20 protein-coding genes are annotated in these 17,471 nt (G+C 67.8%); 11 read left to right on the top strand and 9 right to left on the bottom strand.

Annotated features, from left to right (window positions below; genetic code table 11):
* Positions 1 to 62: 62 nt before the first annotated feature.
* The gene (locus ACTWP6_RS28050) at positions 63 to 779 is read right to left on the bottom strand and encodes a DUF222 domain-containing protein (protein ID WP_443189406.1); all 717 of its coding nucleotides are present in this window, start codon (positions 777 to 779) and stop codon (positions 63 to 65) included.
* Between the two features lie 243 nt (positions 780 to 1,022).
* Between ACTWP6_RS28050 and groES the strand changes: the two genes are divergently transcribed.
* The 3 genes from groES (at position 1,023) to ACTWP6_RS28035 (ending at position 3,438) form a co-directional block, all read left to right on the top strand.
* Complete coding sequence (groES, locus tag ACTWP6_RS28045) at positions 1,023 to 1,325, top strand: co-chaperone GroES (protein WP_003929249.1); 303 nt, start codon at positions 1,023 to 1,025, stop codon at positions 1,323 to 1,325.
* Positions 1,326 to 1,413: 88 nt separating this feature from the next.
* Positions 1,414 to 3,039, top strand: a complete 1,626-nt coding sequence (gene groL / locus ACTWP6_RS28040) for a chaperonin GroEL (protein ID WP_260757476.1) — start codon at positions 1,414 to 1,416, stop codon at positions 3,037 to 3,039.
* A 138-nt stretch (positions 3,040 to 3,177) separates the two neighbouring features.
* On the top strand, positions 3,178 to 3,438 hold the full coding sequence (locus tag ACTWP6_RS28035; RefSeq protein ID WP_260757477.1) for a hypothetical protein: 261 nt from the start codon (positions 3,178 to 3,180) through the stop codon (positions 3,436 to 3,438).
* Between the two features lie 346 nt (positions 3,439 to 3,784).
* On the opposite strand, the gene ACTWP6_RS28030 is transcribed toward ACTWP6_RS28035, so the two are convergent.
* Positions 3,785 to 4,063 carry a hypothetical protein gene (locus ACTWP6_RS28030; RefSeq protein WP_260757479.1) on the bottom strand — a complete coding sequence of 93 codons (279 nt, stop codon included), beginning with the start codon at positions 4,061 to 4,063 and terminating at the stop codon, positions 3,785 to 3,787.
* A gap of 253 nt (positions 4,064 to 4,316) precedes the next feature.
* Between ACTWP6_RS28030 and ACTWP6_RS28025 the strand changes: the two genes are divergently transcribed.
* Both ACTWP6_RS28025 and ACTWP6_RS28020 read left to right on the top strand, forming a co-directional pair.
* A complete protein-coding gene (locus tag ACTWP6_RS28025; RefSeq protein ID WP_260757966.1) occupies positions 4,317 to 5,369 on the top strand; it encodes a 3-deoxy-7-phosphoheptulonate synthase in 1,053 nt (350 codons plus the stop codon).
* A 105-nt stretch (positions 5,370 to 5,474) separates the two neighbouring features.
* Entirely contained in the window at positions 5,475 to 6,014 is a 540-nt protein-coding gene (locus tag ACTWP6_RS28020) for a hypothetical protein (RefSeq protein ID WP_260757480.1), read from the top strand.
* A gap of 12 nt (positions 6,015 to 6,026) precedes the next feature.
* Here the strand turns inward: ACTWP6_RS28020 and ACTWP6_RS28015 are convergent, their stop codons facing one another.
* The 4 genes from ACTWP6_RS28015 to ACTWP6_RS28000 all read right to left on the bottom strand — a co-directional run bounded on the left by ACTWP6_RS28015 (position 6,027) and on the right by ACTWP6_RS28000 (position 8,412).
* The gene (locus tag ACTWP6_RS28015) at positions 6,027 to 6,383 is read right to left on the bottom strand and encodes a thiocyanate hydrolase (protein ID WP_260757481.1); all 357 of its coding nucleotides are present in this window, start codon (positions 6,381 to 6,383) and stop codon (positions 6,027 to 6,029) included.
* 18 nt (positions 6,384 to 6,401) lie between these two features.
* Positions 6,402 to 7,064 (bottom strand): thiocyanate hydrolase subunit gamma, encoded by a 663-nt coding sequence (scnC, locus tag ACTWP6_RS28010; RefSeq protein ID WP_396885405.1) that lies wholly within the window; start codon positions 7,062 to 7,064, stop codon positions 6,402 to 6,404.
* Between the two features lie 79 nt (positions 7,065 to 7,143).
* On the bottom strand, positions 7,144 to 7,983 hold the full coding sequence (locus ACTWP6_RS28005) for an SH3-like domain-containing protein (protein ID WP_443189405.1): 840 nt from the start codon (positions 7,981 to 7,983) through the stop codon (positions 7,144 to 7,146).
* A 138-nt stretch (positions 7,984 to 8,121) separates the two neighbouring features.
* Entirely contained in the window at positions 8,122 to 8,412 is a 291-nt protein-coding gene (locus ACTWP6_RS28000) for a WhiB family transcriptional regulator (RefSeq protein ID WP_443189404.1), read from the bottom strand.
* A gap of 392 nt (positions 8,413 to 8,804) precedes the next feature.
* On the opposite strand from ACTWP6_RS28000, the gene ACTWP6_RS27995 reads away from it, so the two are divergent.
* The 3 genes from ACTWP6_RS27995 to ACTWP6_RS27985 all read left to right on the top strand — a co-directional run bounded on the left by ACTWP6_RS27995 (position 8,805) and on the right by ACTWP6_RS27985 (position 11,468).
* Positions 8,805 to 9,605, top strand: coding sequence for a hypothetical protein (locus tag ACTWP6_RS27995; RefSeq protein WP_443189403.1), 801 nt, complete (start codon positions 8,805 to 8,807; stop codon positions 9,603 to 9,605).
* Between the two features lie 152 nt (positions 9,606 to 9,757).
* On the top strand, positions 9,758 to 10,336 hold the full coding sequence (locus ACTWP6_RS27990; RefSeq protein ID WP_260757485.1) for a sigma-70 family RNA polymerase sigma factor: 579 nt from the start codon (positions 9,758 to 9,760) through the stop codon (positions 10,334 to 10,336).
* Positions 10,329 to 11,468, top strand: a complete 1,140-nt coding sequence (locus ACTWP6_RS27985) for an anti-sigma-D factor RsdA (protein ID WP_443189402.1) — start codon at positions 10,329 to 10,331, stop codon at positions 11,466 to 11,468. The genes ACTWP6_RS27990 and ACTWP6_RS27985 overlap by 8 nt, the downstream gene beginning before the upstream one ends.
* Before the next feature lie 28 nt (positions 11,469 to 11,496).
* On the opposite strand, the gene ACTWP6_RS27980 is transcribed toward ACTWP6_RS27985, so the two are convergent.
* Complete coding sequence (locus tag ACTWP6_RS27980; protein WP_040540522.1) at positions 11,497 to 11,901, bottom strand: DUF5319 domain-containing protein; 405 nt, start codon at positions 11,899 to 11,901, stop codon at positions 11,497 to 11,499.
* A gap of 147 nt (positions 11,902 to 12,048) precedes the next feature.
* Here ACTWP6_RS27980 and guaB point away from each other — a divergent pair, with 147 nt between their 5' ends.
* Together guaB and ACTWP6_RS27970 are read left to right on the top strand one after the other, a co-directional pair.
* Positions 12,049 to 13,602, top strand: a complete 1,554-nt coding sequence (guaB, locus tag ACTWP6_RS27975) for an IMP dehydrogenase (RefSeq protein WP_443189401.1) — start codon at positions 12,049 to 12,051, stop codon at positions 13,600 to 13,602.
* Between the two features lie 40 nt (positions 13,603 to 13,642).
* Entirely contained in the window at positions 13,643 to 14,770 is a 1,128-nt protein-coding gene (locus ACTWP6_RS27970) for a GuaB3 family IMP dehydrogenase-related protein (protein ID WP_443189407.1), read from the top strand.
* A gap of 3 nt (positions 14,771 to 14,773) precedes the next feature.
* Here the strand turns inward: ACTWP6_RS27970 and ACTWP6_RS27965 are convergent, their stop codons facing one another.
* A complete protein-coding gene (locus ACTWP6_RS27965) occupies positions 14,774 to 15,376 on the bottom strand; it encodes a TetR/AcrR family transcriptional regulator (protein WP_443189400.1) in 603 nt (200 codons plus the stop codon).
* Positions 15,377 to 15,454: 78 nt separating this feature from the next.
* On the opposite strand from ACTWP6_RS27965, the gene ACTWP6_RS27960 reads away from it, so the two are divergent.
* Complete coding sequence (locus ACTWP6_RS27960) at positions 15,455 to 17,191, top strand: FAD-dependent oxidoreductase (protein ID WP_443189399.1); 1,737 nt, start codon at positions 15,455 to 15,457, stop codon at positions 17,189 to 17,191.
* Here the strand turns inward: ACTWP6_RS27960 and ACTWP6_RS27955 are convergent.
* Positions 17,155 to 17,328 carry a hypothetical protein gene (locus tag ACTWP6_RS27955; RefSeq protein ID WP_443189398.1) on the bottom strand — a complete coding sequence of 58 codons (174 nt, stop codon included), beginning with the start codon at positions 17,326 to 17,328 and terminating at the stop codon, positions 17,155 to 17,157. The two genes, ACTWP6_RS27960 and ACTWP6_RS27955, sit on opposite strands and share 37 nt — an antisense overlap.
* Between the last annotated feature and the right edge of the window lie 143 nt (positions 17,329 to 17,471).

Below are 17,471 nucleotides of genomic sequence, written 5' to 3'. Positions count from 1 at the left end.
AACACCAGGCGCCTGCACAGCAGCCTTGAGATGATGACCCCCGTGGAGTTCGAGCAAGCCCATTACGCGACCCTCAACCGAGAGCCGCAACCCGTATAGAAGCGGCGGAGAACCTGGGGCGGTTCACTGTGGGCCATGGCGTTGATGAGTTCTTCGGAGGTGTTGGCGTCGCTGGTGTAGAGGCGGGCGTAGATGGTGGTCAGTCCGGGTGGGTCGACGGGGCTGCCGAATTCCAGGGCGCGGCCGGGGGTGGAGTTCTTCTTTTTGCGTACGGCGTCGGGGTCGTGGCGTTCGATCATGTCGTCGATGGCCAGTTCGGTTTTGCCGGCCGAGAGGGTGCCCCAGGTGCTGATCTGGTCGGCCCGTTCGGTGTCCACAGCGGCCATCACGGCGGGGTCGGTGATCAGGTAGGTGCGCCAGATGATGGTGCGGGCGAGCAGGTCGCTGATCAGTCCGGCGGTGAACAGGGTGAACACTGTGGGCAGCCGGTCGCGCAGGGCGACTCCGCGGTGGGCTTGGTGGGAGGCCAGGCCTTGGGTGATGTTCTGGGCGGCAGCCAGTTCGGCGGTGACCGCGGCCTCGGGGTCGATCCACCAGGATTCGCGGTCTCCGGCGGGTAGGCCGGTGCGGCGGGTGAAGATTTCGGCCATCACGGCCAGCTTGCGGGCGCAGGCGGCGTTCTCGGCGCGGGCGCTGGCCCGGGCGGCGTCGATCAGCTCGGCCGCCGAGAACCCGGACAGCTGGTCGGGGTCGGGCACCCCCTCGATCAACTCGAACACATGTTCTATTATGCCAACACCCACCGACACGCCAGCACACGATCTTGCGCCCGCCGTCCTCAAGTTCTGCCGCAGAGGTCCCCTCCGGCAAGAGCTTCAGGCCCTAGCCTTGAGTGCTGGCACTCTCGTGTATAGAGTGCTAGGCGGCAGCCGGTTCAGCCTTGTGTCGACACCCGCGACGACGGCGCGAGGACGGAAACGGCCGCTGAGTACATACACCTACATCAGTGAAGGGGCTCCATCGTGGCGAGCGTGAACATCAAGCCACTCGAGGACAAGATCCTCGTTCAGGCCAACGAGGCCGAGACCACGACCGCTTCCGGTCTGGTCATCCCCGACACCGCCAAGGAGAAGCCGCAGGAAGGCACCGTCGTCGCAGTTGGCCCCGGCCGCTGGGATGAGGATGGCGAGAAGCGGATTCCTCTGGACGTGTCGGAGGGCGATGTCGTCATCTACAGCAAGTACGGCGGCACCGAGATCAAGTACAACGGCGAGGAGTACCTGATCCTGTCGGCCCGCGACGTGCTGGCTGTCGTCTCCAAGTAGGCGAATCGTGTTCCGCCCCGGACGTCCCGCATGCGCAGGTGATGTCCGGGGCGGCGCGCGTTCCACCCGTTCCTAGGGAAAGACATTCATGAGTAAGCAGATTGAGTTCAACGAAACCGCGCGTCGCGCCATGGAGGTCGGTGTCGACAAGCTCGCTGATGCGGTCAAGGTGACGCTCGGCCCGCGCGGCCGCAATGTGGTGCTCGCCAAGTCCTGGGGCGGGCCGACCGTCACCAACGACGGCGTGACGATCGCGCGTGACATCGACCTCGAGGATCCGTTCGAGAACCTCGGTGCGCAGCTGGTGAAGTCGGTGGCGACCAAGACCAACGACGTCGCCGGCGACGGCACCACGACCGCGACCGTGCTGGCCCAGGCGTTCGTCAAGACCGGGCTGCGCAACGTCGCGGCCGGAGCGAACCCGATCGCGCTCGGCTCCGGCATCTCAAAGGCCGCTGACGCCGTGTCTGAGGCGCTGCTGGCCTCGGCGACCCCCGTCAACGACGCGAAGGCCATCGCTCAGGTCGCGACCGTGTCGTCTCGCGACGAGCAGGTCGGCGAGCTCGTGGGGCAGGCCATGACCAAGGTCGGCAACGACGGTGTGGTCACGGTCGAGGAGTCCTCGACCCTGAACACCGAGCTGGAGATCACCGAGGGCGTGGGCTTCGACAAGGGCTTCCTGTCGGCGTACTTCGTCACCGATTTCGATTCTCAGGAAGCGGTGCTCGAGGACGCGTTCGTGCTGCTGCACCGTGAGAAGATCAGCTCGCTGCCCGACCTGCTTCCGCTGCTGGAGAAGGTCGCCGAGGCGGGCAAGCCGCTGTTGATCATCGCCGAAGACGTTGAGGGCGAAGCGCTCTCGACACTGGTCGTCAACGCGATCCGCAAGACACTCAAGACCGTCGCGGTCAAGGCGCCGTTCTTCGGTGACCGGCGCAAGGCGTTCCTCGATGACCTCGCTGTCGTGACCGGCGGTCAGGTCGTCAACCCCGACGTGGGTCTGGTGCTGCGTGACGTGGGCCTCGAGGTGCTCGGCACCGCGCGGCGCGTCGTCGTCGACAAGGACAGCACGGTCATCGTCGACGGCGGCGGCACCCGGGAGGCCATCGAAGCCCGGAAAGCGCAGCTGCGCGCCGAGATCGAGGCGGCGGACTCCGACTGGGATCGCGAGAAGCTCGAGGAGCGGCTGGCCAAGCTGGCCGGCGGTGTCGCGGTCATCAAGGTCGGCGCCGCCACCGAGACGGACCTCAAGAAGCGCAAGGAAGCGGTCGAGGACGCGGTCGCCGCGGCCAAGGCTGCTGTCGAGGAGGGCATCGTCGTCGGCGGCGGTGCTGCTCTGGTGCAGGCCCGTGCCGGCCTGGAGAAGTTGCGCTCGGAGCTGTCTGGTGACGAGGCGCTTGGTGTCGACGTGTTCGCCGCCGGGTTGTCCTCGCCGCTGTACTGGATCGCCACCAACGCCGGCCTGGACGGCTCGGTTGTGGTGAACAAGGTCTCCGAACTGCCTGTCGGACAGGGCTTCAACGCCGCGACGATGGAGTACGGCGATCTGATCGCCGACGGTGTCATCGATCCGGTGAAGGTCACCCGTTCGGCCTTGGTCAACGCGGCGTCGGTGGCCCGCATGATCCTCACCACCGAGACGGCCGTTGTCGACAAGCCGGCCGAACCGGAGGATGACGGTCATGGCCATGGCCATGGTCATCACCACCACTAAGTGACGACCACCGAGCACCCCCGGTCCGCCAAAGGCCGGGGGTGCTTTCGTGTGAGGCGTTGATGGCTCGGTAGCACTGGGCCCGTGTGTTTCGCATTTCCGCGCAGTACGCTCAAACACGATGGGAGAGAAGGAATCATGAAGCTCAACTATCTGTTTGCGGGACTGATTTTTGCGATAGGCCTAGGCCTGGGGAGCGGGATGGTCGCTGGTATGGCGAACGCCGCTCCGGTCACTCCCGGCGTCGATATCGCCCAGAAGCCGCACCACGACGACTGGAAGCACGACGACTGGGGCCCCGGGTGGGGTCGTGGAAGGTGGGGCTGGAACGCGGGGGTCGATGCATGCATCAGCGCGACGGATCCGTCCGGGTATGTCAGCGGTTTTGTGTGCATCTAGCCCGCACCGGACAATTGAATCTCGATATCGCGTCCGCGGAGTAGGGGCGATAGCATGTCGCTGCCCGTGACATCGGGCAATGGATTCCGGGGACCTATGCGCGTCATGCGACTGGCTTACGCAGCAACCTGGGTCGGCGCCGTTGCGGCCGCGGTTGCGCTTGTGCCACCAGCCCGGTGCGGATCCTGTGAATCCGTTGCCGTCCTGATGCGAACAAGGATCACGTGGTCGCGACGAACATGTCGATCGGTCCCATGTACGCGAACATCAACGCGACGGTGATGGCCGTCGAATCGCGGAACTGCCAACCCTGGATCCGGGTCACCTGAATCGCGGTCGGTTATCGCTAGGCGGGCTTACCGGCGGGGTCGATCGGCGTATAGGAGAAGGCGCCGTCCAGCTCGTTCCTCCAGGCGAGCCCCATCTGCACCAGCTCCTCCGCCGCGGCGAGGTGCTCTTCCGGCACCTCGGGGCGGTGGGCGATCACCTCAGCGGCGGCACGGTGGCGTTCCTCGGTCCGGGAGTCTTCGGCGACGGCCGCCAGCCACCGCTGGCGCGCGGCGTCCTCGTTGTCGGTGTCCTCCGCAACAGGTCCGTTCTGCGGGCTCTCGGGTGAATCGCTCATCCGGCCATTCTGTACGCCGCCGACGACGGTTTGCCCGGAGCCGAGGCACGGGTATAGCCTGGCCGACGTGAACATCCGCGTGTGCGCCGGCTATTGGCGCTTTATCCAGGCTCCGGGCGGAGCCGATAAAGCGCAGCACTAAGCAACGCATCCACCCGGAGCCCAGGCAGTGACCAGCAGGTCGCTGCCTTTCGTCATTCAAGGGCGCCGGATAATTCATCAGGTGCCCACTACACGGAAAGGCACCTTCGAGATGACTCTGGCGCAGACCGCCACCCCGCCCGCGACGTCGGACCGGCGCATCCGCGGTTTCAGCGCGATCCCCAGCCCGCACGAGGTGCTCACGGAGTTCCCCCTGGGCGCTCGGCGCGCCGAGCGGGTGGCCCGCGACCGTGACGAGATCGCCGACATCCTTGCCGGGCGGGACGACCGCCTGCTGGTCGTGGTGGGGCCGTGCTCGGTGCACGACACGGTGGCGGCGCTGGAGTACGCCGGCCGGCTGGTCAAGATCGCCGACGAGCTCAAGGACCGGCTCAAGATCGTCATGCGGGTGTATTTCGAGAAGCCGCGCACCACGATCGGCTGGAAGGGCCTGATCAACGACCCGGGGATGGACGGCACCTTCGACGTGGCCCGCGGACTGCGCATCGCCCGTCAACTGCTGCTGGACATCATCGACATCGGTCTCCCGGTGGGCTGCGAATTCCTGGAGCCCACCAGCCCGCAGTACATCGCCGATGCGGTGGCGTGGGGTGCGATCGGCGCCCGCACCACCGAATCGCAGGTTCACCGCCAGCTGGCGTCGGGACTGTCGATGCCGGTCGGCTTCAAGAACGGCACCGACGGCAATATCCAGGTCGCCGTTGACGGGGCGAAATCCGCAGCGGCACAGCATGTTTTCTTCGGGATGGACGATATGGGGCGCGGCGCTGTGGTGAGCACCGCGGGCAACGAGGACTGCCACGTCATCCTGCGGGGCGGAACCGCCGGACCGAACTGCGACCCCGAGTCGGTGCACTCGGCCGCCGAGAAGCTCGTCAAGGCGGGGCTGCCTGGCCGGGTCGTGATCGACTGCAGCCACGCCAATTCCGGCAAGGATCATCTGCGTCAGGCGGCGGTGGCCGCCGAGGTGGCGCAGCTGGTGCGTGACGGGCTGCCCGTCTCCGGAGTCATGCTGGAGAGCTTCCTGGTCGCCGGGGCCCAGGCGCCGGAGGCGAGCCCGCTCACCTACGGACAGTCCGTGACCGACAAGTGTATGGACTGGGCTGCAACGGATCTGGCGCTGCGGGAGCTCGCTCGACGCTAGCCCGCTCACGCGGGGCGCCGGCGCGGGGTGGGGTCGAAAGTCCCTATCGCACCGCTCGTCCGTGGCCGCAGAATCGCAGTCACGGACGAGCGGAACGGATGCGACATGGCGCAACTGATGACCCGGCGCGCCGCCCTCGGCGCGATAGCGGCCGGGAGCGTTCTCGGTATCGGATACCTTCTGCGCGCGCTCGCGCGGCCGCCGATGCCGGACATCCGGCTCACCCAGGGCCCCGGCATGATGGACATGCGGACCTATATTGAAATGTTCCGGCGCCACAACGAGTTTCGGCGCTCTGTCGAAGAGACCCCGGGCGGCGTCCGCACCGTCACCGAATCGGATGCGCCGGACCTCGTCGCACGGTTGCAGGCGCACGTGGCCGACATGTACGGACGGGTCGACGGCGGCGCAGAGGTCATGTGCATGAGCGAGAGCCTGCCGACGCTGTTCCGGCGCGCCGCCGACTACCGTCGGACCCTCACCCTGACTCCGACGGGCATCATCGCCGAGGAGACCTCCGCTGACCCGGCGATCACCGCCGCGATCCGGGAACATGCGCGCGAGGTGTCCGGATTCGTCCACGACGGGATGCCGGCCATGATGGGGCCCATGATGAGGGGCCACGGAATGATGGGGCCGCCGTAGCGCGAGGCAGCCCTAGGATTCGAGACGAGCGCGCACGGCCGCCATCCGGCGGGCCAGCGTCGCCTCGTCGATGACGCCCCGCGCGATGAGCGAATGGGCAAGCGACATCAGCTGGTTCTCCGGGTACGGCAGGTCCGCGTACAGCGTCGCCGACAGCGCATCCTCCTCGTCGCGGCGGTCCTTGAAGCCCGGAACCTCCGGGGTGGCCGCGCACGCGGCCCGGTCGAGCGCGTCGCAGAAGCCGTCGAGGCTGGTTTTCCACGGCGGCAGCGGATTCTCCACGCCGTACTTGGCCGCCATGCGCGGCCATACCTGGTTGCGCTCGACGATCTGCTCGAGCGCGGCCGGTCTGTCCGGTGATGTCGTCATCGCGAGGCGGGCTCCTGGTCAATCGGTGATCGGGTGGACGGCCGGCCGGGTGTCGACGATGACGTTCGTCGTCACCCCGGGCCGGGGGAGTGCCACGCCGATCAGGCAGTCCCGCGTGACGATCTCGGCCAGTTGATCCTCATCCCAGTCCTGCGTGCCGGCGGGGCGCATGGGCAGCACCATGAACCGGTGCTTCTGGTTGGAGTCCTGGACCCGGACATCGACGTCGTCGGGCAGGTACAGGCCGAACTCGGCGAGTACCTGGCGGGGCCACCGGACGAGCCGGCGACGGTAGTTCGGGGTGCGGTACCACTCAGGGGAGTTGCCCAGGATCGGCCGCGGGTAACAGGAGCACAGCGCGCACACGATCACGTTGTGCAACGTGGGGGTGTCGGCGAGGATCTGGAAAGCGGTGAAATCGCTGGGGGTTCCGAATCCGGTGGGCTCCATCCAGTCGACCCCGACCTCCTTGCTGGCGGTCATCGGTTCGTTCAGTGCCAGCCGCTCGAACTCCGGATCCAACCACGCTCTGGCCACCAGTCGTGCCGCGGGCGTCGGGCCGATCTGCTCGGCGAACTCGGTGAAGCGGCGATGTTCCTCGGCGGTGAAGATACCCTTCTCGATGCACAGTTCGCGCAGCGCGATCTCGAGCACCTCGAAGTCGGTGATCTCGTCCACCATCGGCTTCACGGTTCGGTCGTGGTCGTGATCATGCTGGTGGTCGTGGGACACGCAGAATTCCTCTCGGGCGCTGGGTGATTCAGTTGGCTAGCTCAAGCCAGCGTTCGGGGATCTCGGTTCGCAGGACGTCGGTCGGCGTCCCGGTGTAGCCGTGCCACAGGTCGGCCATCGGGAAGGCGACGACGTAAAACCACTCCGCTTCGGCATCGGGCCGGTCCCAGGTCTCGTCCTCGGCCGCGGGGCTCTCGTAGGCGACAGTCGCGATCTCGCCGACGGCACCGCGTACGTACTCAGGGGTGCGGGTGTAGAAGATCACCGGAAGGTCGCGGACCCGCACCGGGTCGCCGACGGCAAACTTCGGCCCACCGGCCAGACCCGCATACACCTGCGGGTCGCCTTTACCGACGGCATGCGTGTGGTGAGTGTTGCGCCTGACTTGTGAACCGTCGCCCACGCACTTGGGCGCAGCCTCGAGTTTCCCGTCTTTGATGCCGTCGGTGTATCGGGCCGCGACCTCGGCCATGCGCTCGCTCAGTTCGCCGAGACCGATGTGGTGTTTCTCCACCAGGACCCGGGCGACGGCCAGCAGCCAGCGGCCGTAGTACGGGAGGCCGAGATACTGGGCGCGTCCGACGTCGACGTTACCCATCCGGCGTCGCTCCTCGGAGAGCCAGATGCCGCGCCAGGCGAGCACTTCACAGATGACGTAGGTCATCTCCTCCCACTGCTCGTACTGCTTGTTCTCGTACTTCATCGGGGCGTCCGGTTCGCCGCCGACATCGTGAACGGGTTTGAGATAGGCCGTGATTCGCGCGTGGTCGAGGAGGTCGGGGGTGGGTGCGTCGGGAAGCTCCGGGAAGGCGGACTTCAGCCGCGCCACGAGTTCCAACTGAGCCGCGCGCTCGGCCGCAGTGCTCATGCAATCCCCTTCGCCTGGCACCCGTGGTCGCTCTATGGTCGCAACCAGGGGCTCCGGGCGGGGCCGAATTCGGCCGGATTGACGACGAGAGCCCGCCCCGGGAATGACGACCCGGGGCGGGCTCTCGTGATTGACGTCTCAGGCGCTGCGGCGAATCCCTCGCTTGAGCAACAGTTCACGCTCGGACTCGCTGAGACCGCCCCAGATGCCGTACGGCTCGCCGACGGCCAGCGCGTGCGACCGGCATTGGGTGATCACAGGACAACGTCGGCACATCTCCTTGGCGCGCATTCCCCGCTGTGCGCGGGCGCGGCCGCGCTCGCCATCGGGGTGGAAGAACATCGCGGAATCGACACCCCGGCAAACACCCTGCATCTGCCAATCCCAGATGTCGGCGTTCGGACCGGGCAGCTGCTGCGGCTGCGGCATTGGAAAAACCCCTCCCTGCAGACTCTTTCGCGGCACTGTCCGCGCGAGTCGTTGGAACAAATCCGAGCACAGTCGCCGATGACCACTCGTGCACACAACGTAGAAGGGCTTCGGAATTGCCGTCAATACCCTCGTTGTGTGCGAAAACGCATATGCGCAGGCAGAAAATTTACATCACGTTCATCCAAGCGACGTTTAGCCAATGCGAGCGGTGCTAGAGGCCGTGTCCACCCGCCGTTGTGACCGGTCATTTCGGCCGTTGGCGTCGCGTGCGAGAGGGCATATGGCAACGTTTGTCCAAGCGGCCGTTGACATTGCTGTAACACGCCATCCATGAACTGTTAACTGACGAGATTTTCAAACGATTTTCGGATTGATAGCGTCGCGGTTCGATGAGCACCGGTGCCGCGATTCCCGCAAACGGCCTCCGGGCCGTGGCGTTCGGCGACCGGCCCGGCGCCTGGCCGCTCCCGCCCGCCTCGGGGCCGTACGAGTTGTGGTTGCGCGCCGTCGCGGCGGGCGGGCAGGGCCGCTACGCGAGCGCCGTGGCCGACCTCCAGCGGCTGAGACGCGGTCCGGCCCCGGCCGGGTTGACCTCCCTTTCACTGAGCACTCAGGCGTCGTTCCTGCGTCAGCTGGGCTGGCATGACTGCGCCCGCGCGTGGGACGGCAGAGCGGCCGCTCTGGCGGACACGGAGGAGTCCGAGGCCGACGCGCTGATCGGCCTGGCCGCGGACGCGCTGGGGGTGGGCCGGTTCGCCGCGTCGGCGCGCGCCCTGGAGCGCGCCGGCGCCGTGCTGGACAAGGGGGGCGCGCCGCGGCTGTCGGTGCGGTTCGCGTGGGTGTCGGCCGAGCTGGCGATGTTCCGCGGTGACGGCGACGAGGCGGTCGGCCACGCCGAGCGCGGGGTGGCTGCCGCCGCCGGGTACGCGTCGCTGCGGCATGCGGTCAAGTCGCAGGTGGTGCTCGCGGCCGCGTTGTGCAGTCGCGGTGACCTGGACGACGCCCGCCGGGAGGCCGCGGCCGCGCTGACCCGGGCACGAGAGCACGCTCTGATTCCGCTGCAGTGGGCGCTGGCGTCCCTGCTGGTCGATATCGGGTCTGAGAGCCTGTCCGCGGCGCAGATCCGGCATCTCCGAGACAGCGCGGCCGAGGCCGTGACCAGATGGGGCGGCGTGTGGCGCCCGAGGTAACGAGGTTGTGGCCCCCTCGATCGTTATTGTTTAGCTGAGCCGGCACCGACTGGTACCGACCGATAACCGACTCGTACCGACTGATACCGACTGATCAAGCCACCTCCCCTCCGGGATGTGTCCCCGACGTAACGCTGGAGAACCTGCTCACGATGACAATTTCGGGAGAACGTCTCGATGCTGTCGTTGCTGAAGCTGTCGCCGGTGATCGAGATGCACTTCGGGAGGTGCTGGAGACCATCCGCCCCCTCGTCGTCCGCTACTGCCGGGCGAGGGTGGGGACCGCGGAACGCAGCGGTCTTTCAGCTGATGACGTAGCTCAGGAGGTGTGCTTGGCCGCCATCACGGCGCTGCCGCGTTACAAGGATCAGGGACGACCATTCCTGGCCTTCGTGTACGGGATCGCAGCGCACAAGGTTGCTGATGCGCATCGCGCCGCCGGGCGAAACAAGGCGGATCCGATCGATGTCGTCCCCGAGCGCTTCTCCGGCGAAGCCGGCCCGGAGCAGCTGGCGATCGACTCCGAATCCTCGGCCCGGATGGCCAAACTGCTGCAGGTGCTGCCCGAAAAGCAGCGCGAGATCCTGATCCTGCGTGTCGTAGTCGGCATGAGCGCCGAGGAGACGGCCGACGCGGTCGGCAGCACCGCCGGCGCCGTGCGGGTGGCCCAGCATCGGGCGCTGACGCGGTTGAAGGCGGAGATCACGGCGAACGGGCGCGAACATGCCTGACTTCGGACGCTGGGATGCGGGCGGCGACCCGTCCCTCAACGAGATCAATCGCACCGACCAGTTCCTCGACGCGCTGGCCGCGCAGCAGCAGCCGTACTCGACCGACCACGGTGAGGCCGAGCTGGCACACCTGCTGGCGGGTTGGCGCGACGACGTGCGCGAGACCCCGATGGGGCACGTGCTGACCCCGGAAGACGCGGCCGCCGCGCTGGACCGTGCGACCAGGCCGGCGCCGCGCCGCCGGTTCTCGCTGGCGGTGGTCGGATCTGCCGCCGCGGCGATGCTGGCCATCGGAGGATTCGGTGCGGTGATCGCCGGGTCAGGCCCCGGAGACGCTCTGTACGGGCTGCGGACCATGCTGTTCGGGGAGCAGACCCAGACCCGGGACGACGCGGTGATTCTGGCCGCGCAGACCGAGATGCAGCAGGTGCAGCAGCTCATCGAGCAGGGTGACTGGCAGGGGGCTCAGGAGAAGCTGCAAGCCGTCACGACCACGGTCGCGACCGTGAACGATCTTCAGAGCCGGCAGGAACTGGTGACGCAGTGGCAGGAGCTGACCGTCAAGGTCGAAGCGCAGAATGCCGCTGCGACCGTCCCGCCCGGTGCGCCGCTGCCGACCTTCCCTGAGCTGCCGGCGGTGGTGCTGGACCCGGGTGCCCCGGTGACCAGCGACACCGGCGAGACCACCTCCGCGCCGTCGGAGACGACCACCGCACCGTCAGAGACCACCACCGCACCGTCAGAGACCACCACCGCGCCTTCGTCGGAGACCACCACGACCGTGCCGCCGACCAGCTCACCGACCACAACGTCGGTCGAGGCCACGCCGTCGAGCACGTCGGCGACCCCCTCTCCGACGTCGACGACGGTTCAGTCGACCACGACGCGGGCCCCGTCTCCGACGTCGACGACAGCGCGCGCACAGCTGCCGACGTCGACCTCGGTGGCTGCGCCGTCTCCGACACCGACCGTGACCCCGACGGCGGTACCGACGCCGAGCGCCACGCCCGTACCGACACCCGCGCCGACGGTCGACGAGGTGCCGCCGGCCGCGCCGACCGAGCAGCTTCCGGCTGTGCCGACGACGACCACGCCGATCATCCTGCTGCCGCTACCGGGCGGCGCGGGCTGATCGAGCTCTCGGGGTTGCGGTTGCGCCCTCAGCGATAACCGTCGGAATCCGACGTGGCCTCATTGAGGGAGGCGTCGGCATAGCCGCGGCAGTAGTCCCACGTGACGTAGGAGTCGGGTTCGGGATCGTAGGCGGGCTCGTGTGGCCGGACGGTGCCGTCGACCAGCAGCTGCAACAGGTTGGCGCGCAGCATGTCCCAGTCGTGGTAGTGATCCTGCTGACATTCGTCGCAGCACACGACGAGTCCGCGGATTCCCTTGTGCGCCAACAGTGCTTCGTAGACAGCTAAGTCAGCCAGATCCGCCTCCACGGCGGTGCGCTCCTGCGGATCCAACGGCTGACCGGGCTCCAGGGCGTCGAGCGCCGCCGACGGATCGCTCGGATCATCGGCGAACGGGTCGGGCGGCAATCCTGGTGGCAGGTGGTCTCGCACGTTCCCAGACTACGCAGCCTCCCAGGTATCGCGCCAGCGCACACCCGGCACGTCGCGGGGAATCAAAACGGCAGGCTCGAAGCCGATAAGATGTGGCTTTCAGGTGGTCCCGTCACCTGGCTGCATCTGTTACCGGAGGCCCCACCCATGTCGATCGCCGAAAGCAGCATCCCCATCGCCGTTCCTGTGCCCACAGGCGGCGACGACCCCACCAAGGTCGCGATGGTCGGGCTCACCTTCGACGACGTCCTCTTGCTGCCCGCCGCGTCGGACGTGATCCCGGCGACCGCCGACACCTCGAGTCAGCTGACCCGCAAGATCCGGTTGAAGGTCCCGTTGGTCAGTTCCGCGATGGACACCGTGACCGAGTCCCGGATGGCGATCGCGATGGCCCGTGCCGGCGGGATGGGGGTGTTGCACCGCAACCTCCCGGTCGCCGAGCAGGCCGGTCAGGTGGAGACCGTGAAGCGCTCCGAGGCCGGCATGGTGACCGATCCGGTCACCTGCTCGCCGGACAACACGCTGGCCGAGGTTGACGCGATGTGCGCCCGGTTCCGAATCTCGGGCCTGCCGGTCGTCGACGACACCGGCTCGCTGGTCGGGATCATCACCAACCGGGACATGCGCTTCGAGGTCGACCAGTCCAAGCCGGTCTCCGAGGTGATGACGAAGGCTCCGCTGATCACCGCGCAGGAGGGAGTCTCGGCCGAGGCCGCGCTCGGGCTGCTGCGCCGCCACAAGATCGAGAAGCTGCCCATCGTCGACGGGCACGGCAGGCTCACCGGCCTGATCACGGTCAAGGACTTCGTCAAGACCGAGCAGTTCCCGCTGGCCACCAAGGACAGCGACGGCCGGCTGCTGGTCGGTGCCGCGGTCGGGGTCGGCGAGGACGCGTGGACGCGCGCGATGACGCTGGCTGACGCCGGTGTGGACGTGCTGATCGTCGACACCGCGCACGCCCACAACCGGGGCGTGCTCGACATGGTGCATCGGCTCAAGGCCGCGATCGGGGACCGGGTCGAGGTGGTCGGCGGCAACGTCGCCACCCGCGCCGCGGCCGCGGCGCTGGTCCAGGCCGGCGCGGACGCGGTCAAGGTCGGCGTCGGACCCGGCTCGATCTGCACCACCCGGGTGGTCGCCGGTGTCGGTGCCCCGCAGATCACCGCGATCTTGGAGGCGGTAGCCGCGTGCGCACCGCACGGTGTGCCGGTGATCGCCGACGGCGGCCTGCAGTACTCCGGGGACATCGCCAAGGCGTTGGCCGCAGGCGCGTCGACGGCGATGCTGGGTTCGCTGCTGGCCGGCACCGCCGAGTCACCCGGGGAGCTGATCCTGGTCAACAGCAAGCAGTTCAAGAGCTACCGGGGCATGGGCTCGCTCGGCGCGATGCAGGGGCGGGGCGCCACCGGCAACCTGCGTGGTTCCTATTCCAAGGACCGCTATTTCCAGGACGACGTGCTCTCCGAGGACAAGCTGGTGCCCGAGGGCATCGAAGGCCGGGTGCCGTTCCGCGGCCCGCTGTCGACGGTGATCCACCAGCTCGTCGGCGGTCTGCGCGCCGCGATGGGTTACACGGGCTCACCCACCATCGAAGCACTGCAGCAGGCGCAGTTCGTCCAGATCACCGCGGCCGGGCTCAAGGAGAGCCACCCACACGACATCACCATGACTGTGGAAGCCCCGAACTACACCACCCGCTAGGGTCTGCAGGGGCCAACACAGGGGAGTGAACATGCGAGACATGGTGGAGATCGGCATGGGCCGGACCGCCCGTCGCACCTACGAACTCGACGACATCAACATCGTGCCGTCGCGCCGCACCAGGTCGTCGAAGGACGTCTCCACGGCGTGGCAGCTCGACGCGTACCGCTTCGAGATCCCCGTGGTGGCGCATCCGACCGACGCGCTGGTGTCGGTGGAGTTCGCGATCGAGCTCGGCCGTCTCGGCGGGCTCGGGGTGCTCAACGGCGAGGGGCTGATCGGTCGCCACGCCGACGTCGAGGACAAGATCGCGCAGGTGATCGAGGCCGGTGAGAAGGATCCCGACCCCTCGGCCTCGACCCGTCTCTTGCAGCAGTTGCACTCGGCGCCGCTGGATCTCGATCTGCTGGGGTCCGCGGTCGCGCGGATCCGCGACGCCGGGGTCACCACCGCCGTGCGGGTCAGCCCGCAGAACGCCCAGGCTCTGACACCCACGCTGGTGGCCGCGGGCATCGACCTGCTCGTCATCCAGGGCACCATCATCTCCGCCGAGCGCGTCGCGAACGACGGTGAACCGCTCAACCTCAAGACCTTCATCTCCGAGCTCGACGTGCCGGTCGTGGCCGGCGGTGTGCTCGACCACCGCACCGCGCTGCACCTGATGCGCACCGGCGCCGCCGGCGTCATCGTCGGCTATGGCTCCACCGCCGGTGTCACCACCTCCGACGAGGTGCTGGGCATCAGCGTGCCGATGGCCACCGCGATCGCCGACGCCGCCGCGGCGCGGCGCGAATACCTCGACGAGACCGGCGGGCGCTACGTGCACGTGCTCGCCGACGGGGACATCCACACCTCCGGCGATCTGGCGAAGGCGATCGCGTGCGGTGCCGACGCCGTCGTGCTCGGCACGCCGCTGGCGGTGTCCGCCGAAGCGCTCGGCGGCGGCTGGTTCTGGCCCGCCGCAGCCGCGCACCCGTCGCTGCCGCGCGGCGCGATGATGCAGGTCGCCGACGAGGAGCGGCCGGCGCTGAATCAGGTGCTCAACGGTCCGTCCGACGACCCTTTCGGTTCGCTGAACCTCGTCGGGGGTCTGGCCCGGTCGATGGCCAAGGCCGGCTATTGCGACCTGAAGGAATTCCAGAAGGTCGGGCTGACCGTCGGGCGCTGAGGCCTACTGCATGCTGCGCAGCATCCGGGCCAGGTAGTCGTCGACCAGCTCGGCGCGGCCGGTGGATTCGTCGGTGGTGATCAGCAGCGCGTACAGGCCCAGCAGGAAGTAGATCGCGCTGTTCATCGGCGTGACGTCCGCGGCGACCTCGCCGCGCTGCCGCGCGTGGTCAATCTGATCGGCGACCAACACGATCAGCGGGTGGTCGACACCGTGCTCGGCCGGTGGCCGGGACGGCGAGAAGTGCAGCGCGAGGAAGTCTTTGAACAGCAGGGGACCCAGCCGGCGTTCCAGCCCGAGGACCAGGTGCGCGGCCTCGCGCAAGTTTTCCGCCAGGTCGTGAGGGGTCTTGACGAACGACGCGAACCGTTTGGCGATGCGGTCCTCTTCCCGGCGCTCCAGCTCGAGAAGGACGTGCTCCTTGGTGGGGAAGTGGAAGAAGAAGGTGCCGTGCGCGACTCCGGCCGCGGCCACGATGGCGCCGACGTCGGCCTCGTCCTTGCCCGCGCGCTTGAACTCCGCGATCGCCGCCCCCAGCAACCGCTCCCTGGTCTGCAGACGCTTCGCCTCGCGCGCGGTGATGCCCGAACCGGCCCGAGTGGTCACAGCCCCCGACCCTATCGCCTGCTGAAGTTAGGGTGGCCTCTCTAGCTGGTTACCGGCCGGTAAGTTCATAATGTGCCGATGAAGCCTGACTATGACGTGCTGATCATCGGCTCGGGGTTCGGCGGCAGCGTCAGTGCGTTGCGCCTGACCGAGAAGGGCTACCGCGTCGGCGTGCTGGAGGCCGGCCGGCGCTACGCCGATGAGGAATTCGCCAAGACCTCCTGGAACCTGCGAAAGTTCCTGTGGGCCCCGCAGTTCGGTATGTACGGGATCCAGCGCATCCACCTGCTGCGCAACGTGATGATCCTGGCCGGCGCCGGTGTGGGCGGCGGATCCCTGAACTACGCGAACACGCTGTACGTCCCGCCGGAGCCGTTCTTCAACGACCCGCAGTGGAAGAACATCACCGACTGGCGTGCGGAACTGATGCCGCACTACGACCAGGCCCAGCGGATGCTCGGCGTGGTCACCAACCCGACGTTCACCGACGCCGACCGCATCATGAAGGAGGTCGCCGAGGACATGGGCGTCGGCGACACTTTCGTGCCGACTCCCGTCGGGGTGTTCTTCGGCCCCGACAACGAGAAGACGCCCGGCAAGACCGTGGCCGACCCGTACTTCGGCGGGGTCGGTCCGGCCCGCACCGGCTGCATCGAGTGCGGCTCCTGCATGACCGGCTGCCGCTACGGCGCCAAGAACACGCTGCTGAAGAACTACCTGGGGCTGGCCGAGAAGGCCGGCGCCGACGTGTACCCGCTGACCATGGTCACCGGTTTCGAGCAGCGTCCCGACGGGCTGTGGGAGGTGCGGACCAAACGCACCGGAGGCAAGCTGCGCCGGCGAAGCAGGACGTTCACCGCCAACCACCTGATCCTGGCCGCCGGCACCTACGGCACCCAGAAGCTGCTGTTCAAGATGCGCGATCAGGGCAAGCTGCCCGAGCTCTCCGACCGGCTCGGCGTGCTCACCCGCACCAATTCCGAGTCGATCGTCGGCGCCGGACGGCTCAAGGTCGGTGACGACCTCGACCTCACGCACGGTGTCGCGATCACGTCGTCGATCCATCCGACGCCGGACACCCACGTCGAACCGGTGCGCTACGGCAGGGGATCGAACGCGATGGGGCTGCTGCAGACGCTGATGACCGACGGCACCGGGCCGCAGGGCACCGACGTGCCGCGGTGGCGGCAGCTGATCGACACCGCGCGGGACGACCCACGCGGCACACTGCGGCTGCTCAACCCGCGCCGCTGGAGCGAGCGCACCATGATCGCGCTCGTCATGCAGCACCTGGACAACTCGATCACCACATTCACCCGCAAGACCAGGTTCGGTTTCCGCATGCTCGACAGCAAGCAGGGCCACGGCGAACCCAACCCGAGCTGGATCCCGGCGGGCAACGAGGTCACCCGGCGCATCGCGAAGAAGATCGACGGCGTCGCCGGCGGCACCTGGGGTGAACTGTTCAATATCCCGCTCACGGCGCACTTCCTCGGAGGCGCGGCGATCGGCGACGGTCCCGAGCACGGCGTCATCGACCCGTACCACCGGGTTTACGGCTACCCCACCCTGTCGGTGATGGACGGCGCGGCGATCTCGGCGAACCTCGGGGTGAACCCGTCGTTGTCGATCACCGCCCAAGCCGAACGGGCCGCCTCACTGTGGCCGAACAAGGGCGAGGACGATCTGCGGCCGGCACAGGGGCAGCCGTACCGCCGGCTGTCCCCGATCGCGCCGAAAAATCCTGTGGTGCCGGCGGATGCGCCGGCGGCGCTGCGTCAGATCCCGATCGAACCGGTCAGCTCGGCCGGGTAGCGGATCAGGTACCACATCTCCCGGCCGGACACCACCACCTCGGCGTCACCCAGACCTGCGGGCGCGGCCCCGGTATCGGTGTCTGTGTCGATGACGACGCTGATCTCCACCTCATCGTCGGTGCCGGACAACACCATGCGCACCGTGCTCGACGCATGAGTTGCCCTGTGTCAAGCCGCCCTGGGTTGATCCTGGTTGATCAGCTTTTGGAGGGCCCTGTGTTGGGTGGGATCGTAGGCGACTTCGTCGTGCCAGCAGTGCCAGAGGATGTAGAGCCAGG

The sequence above is a fragment of the Mycobacterium sp. 4D054 genome (genome assembly GCF_052245755.1).
Lineage (GTDB): Bacteria > Actinomycetota > Actinomycetes > Mycobacteriales > Mycobacteriaceae > Mycobacterium.
This window is presented reverse-complemented; position numbering and strand designations above follow the sequence as displayed.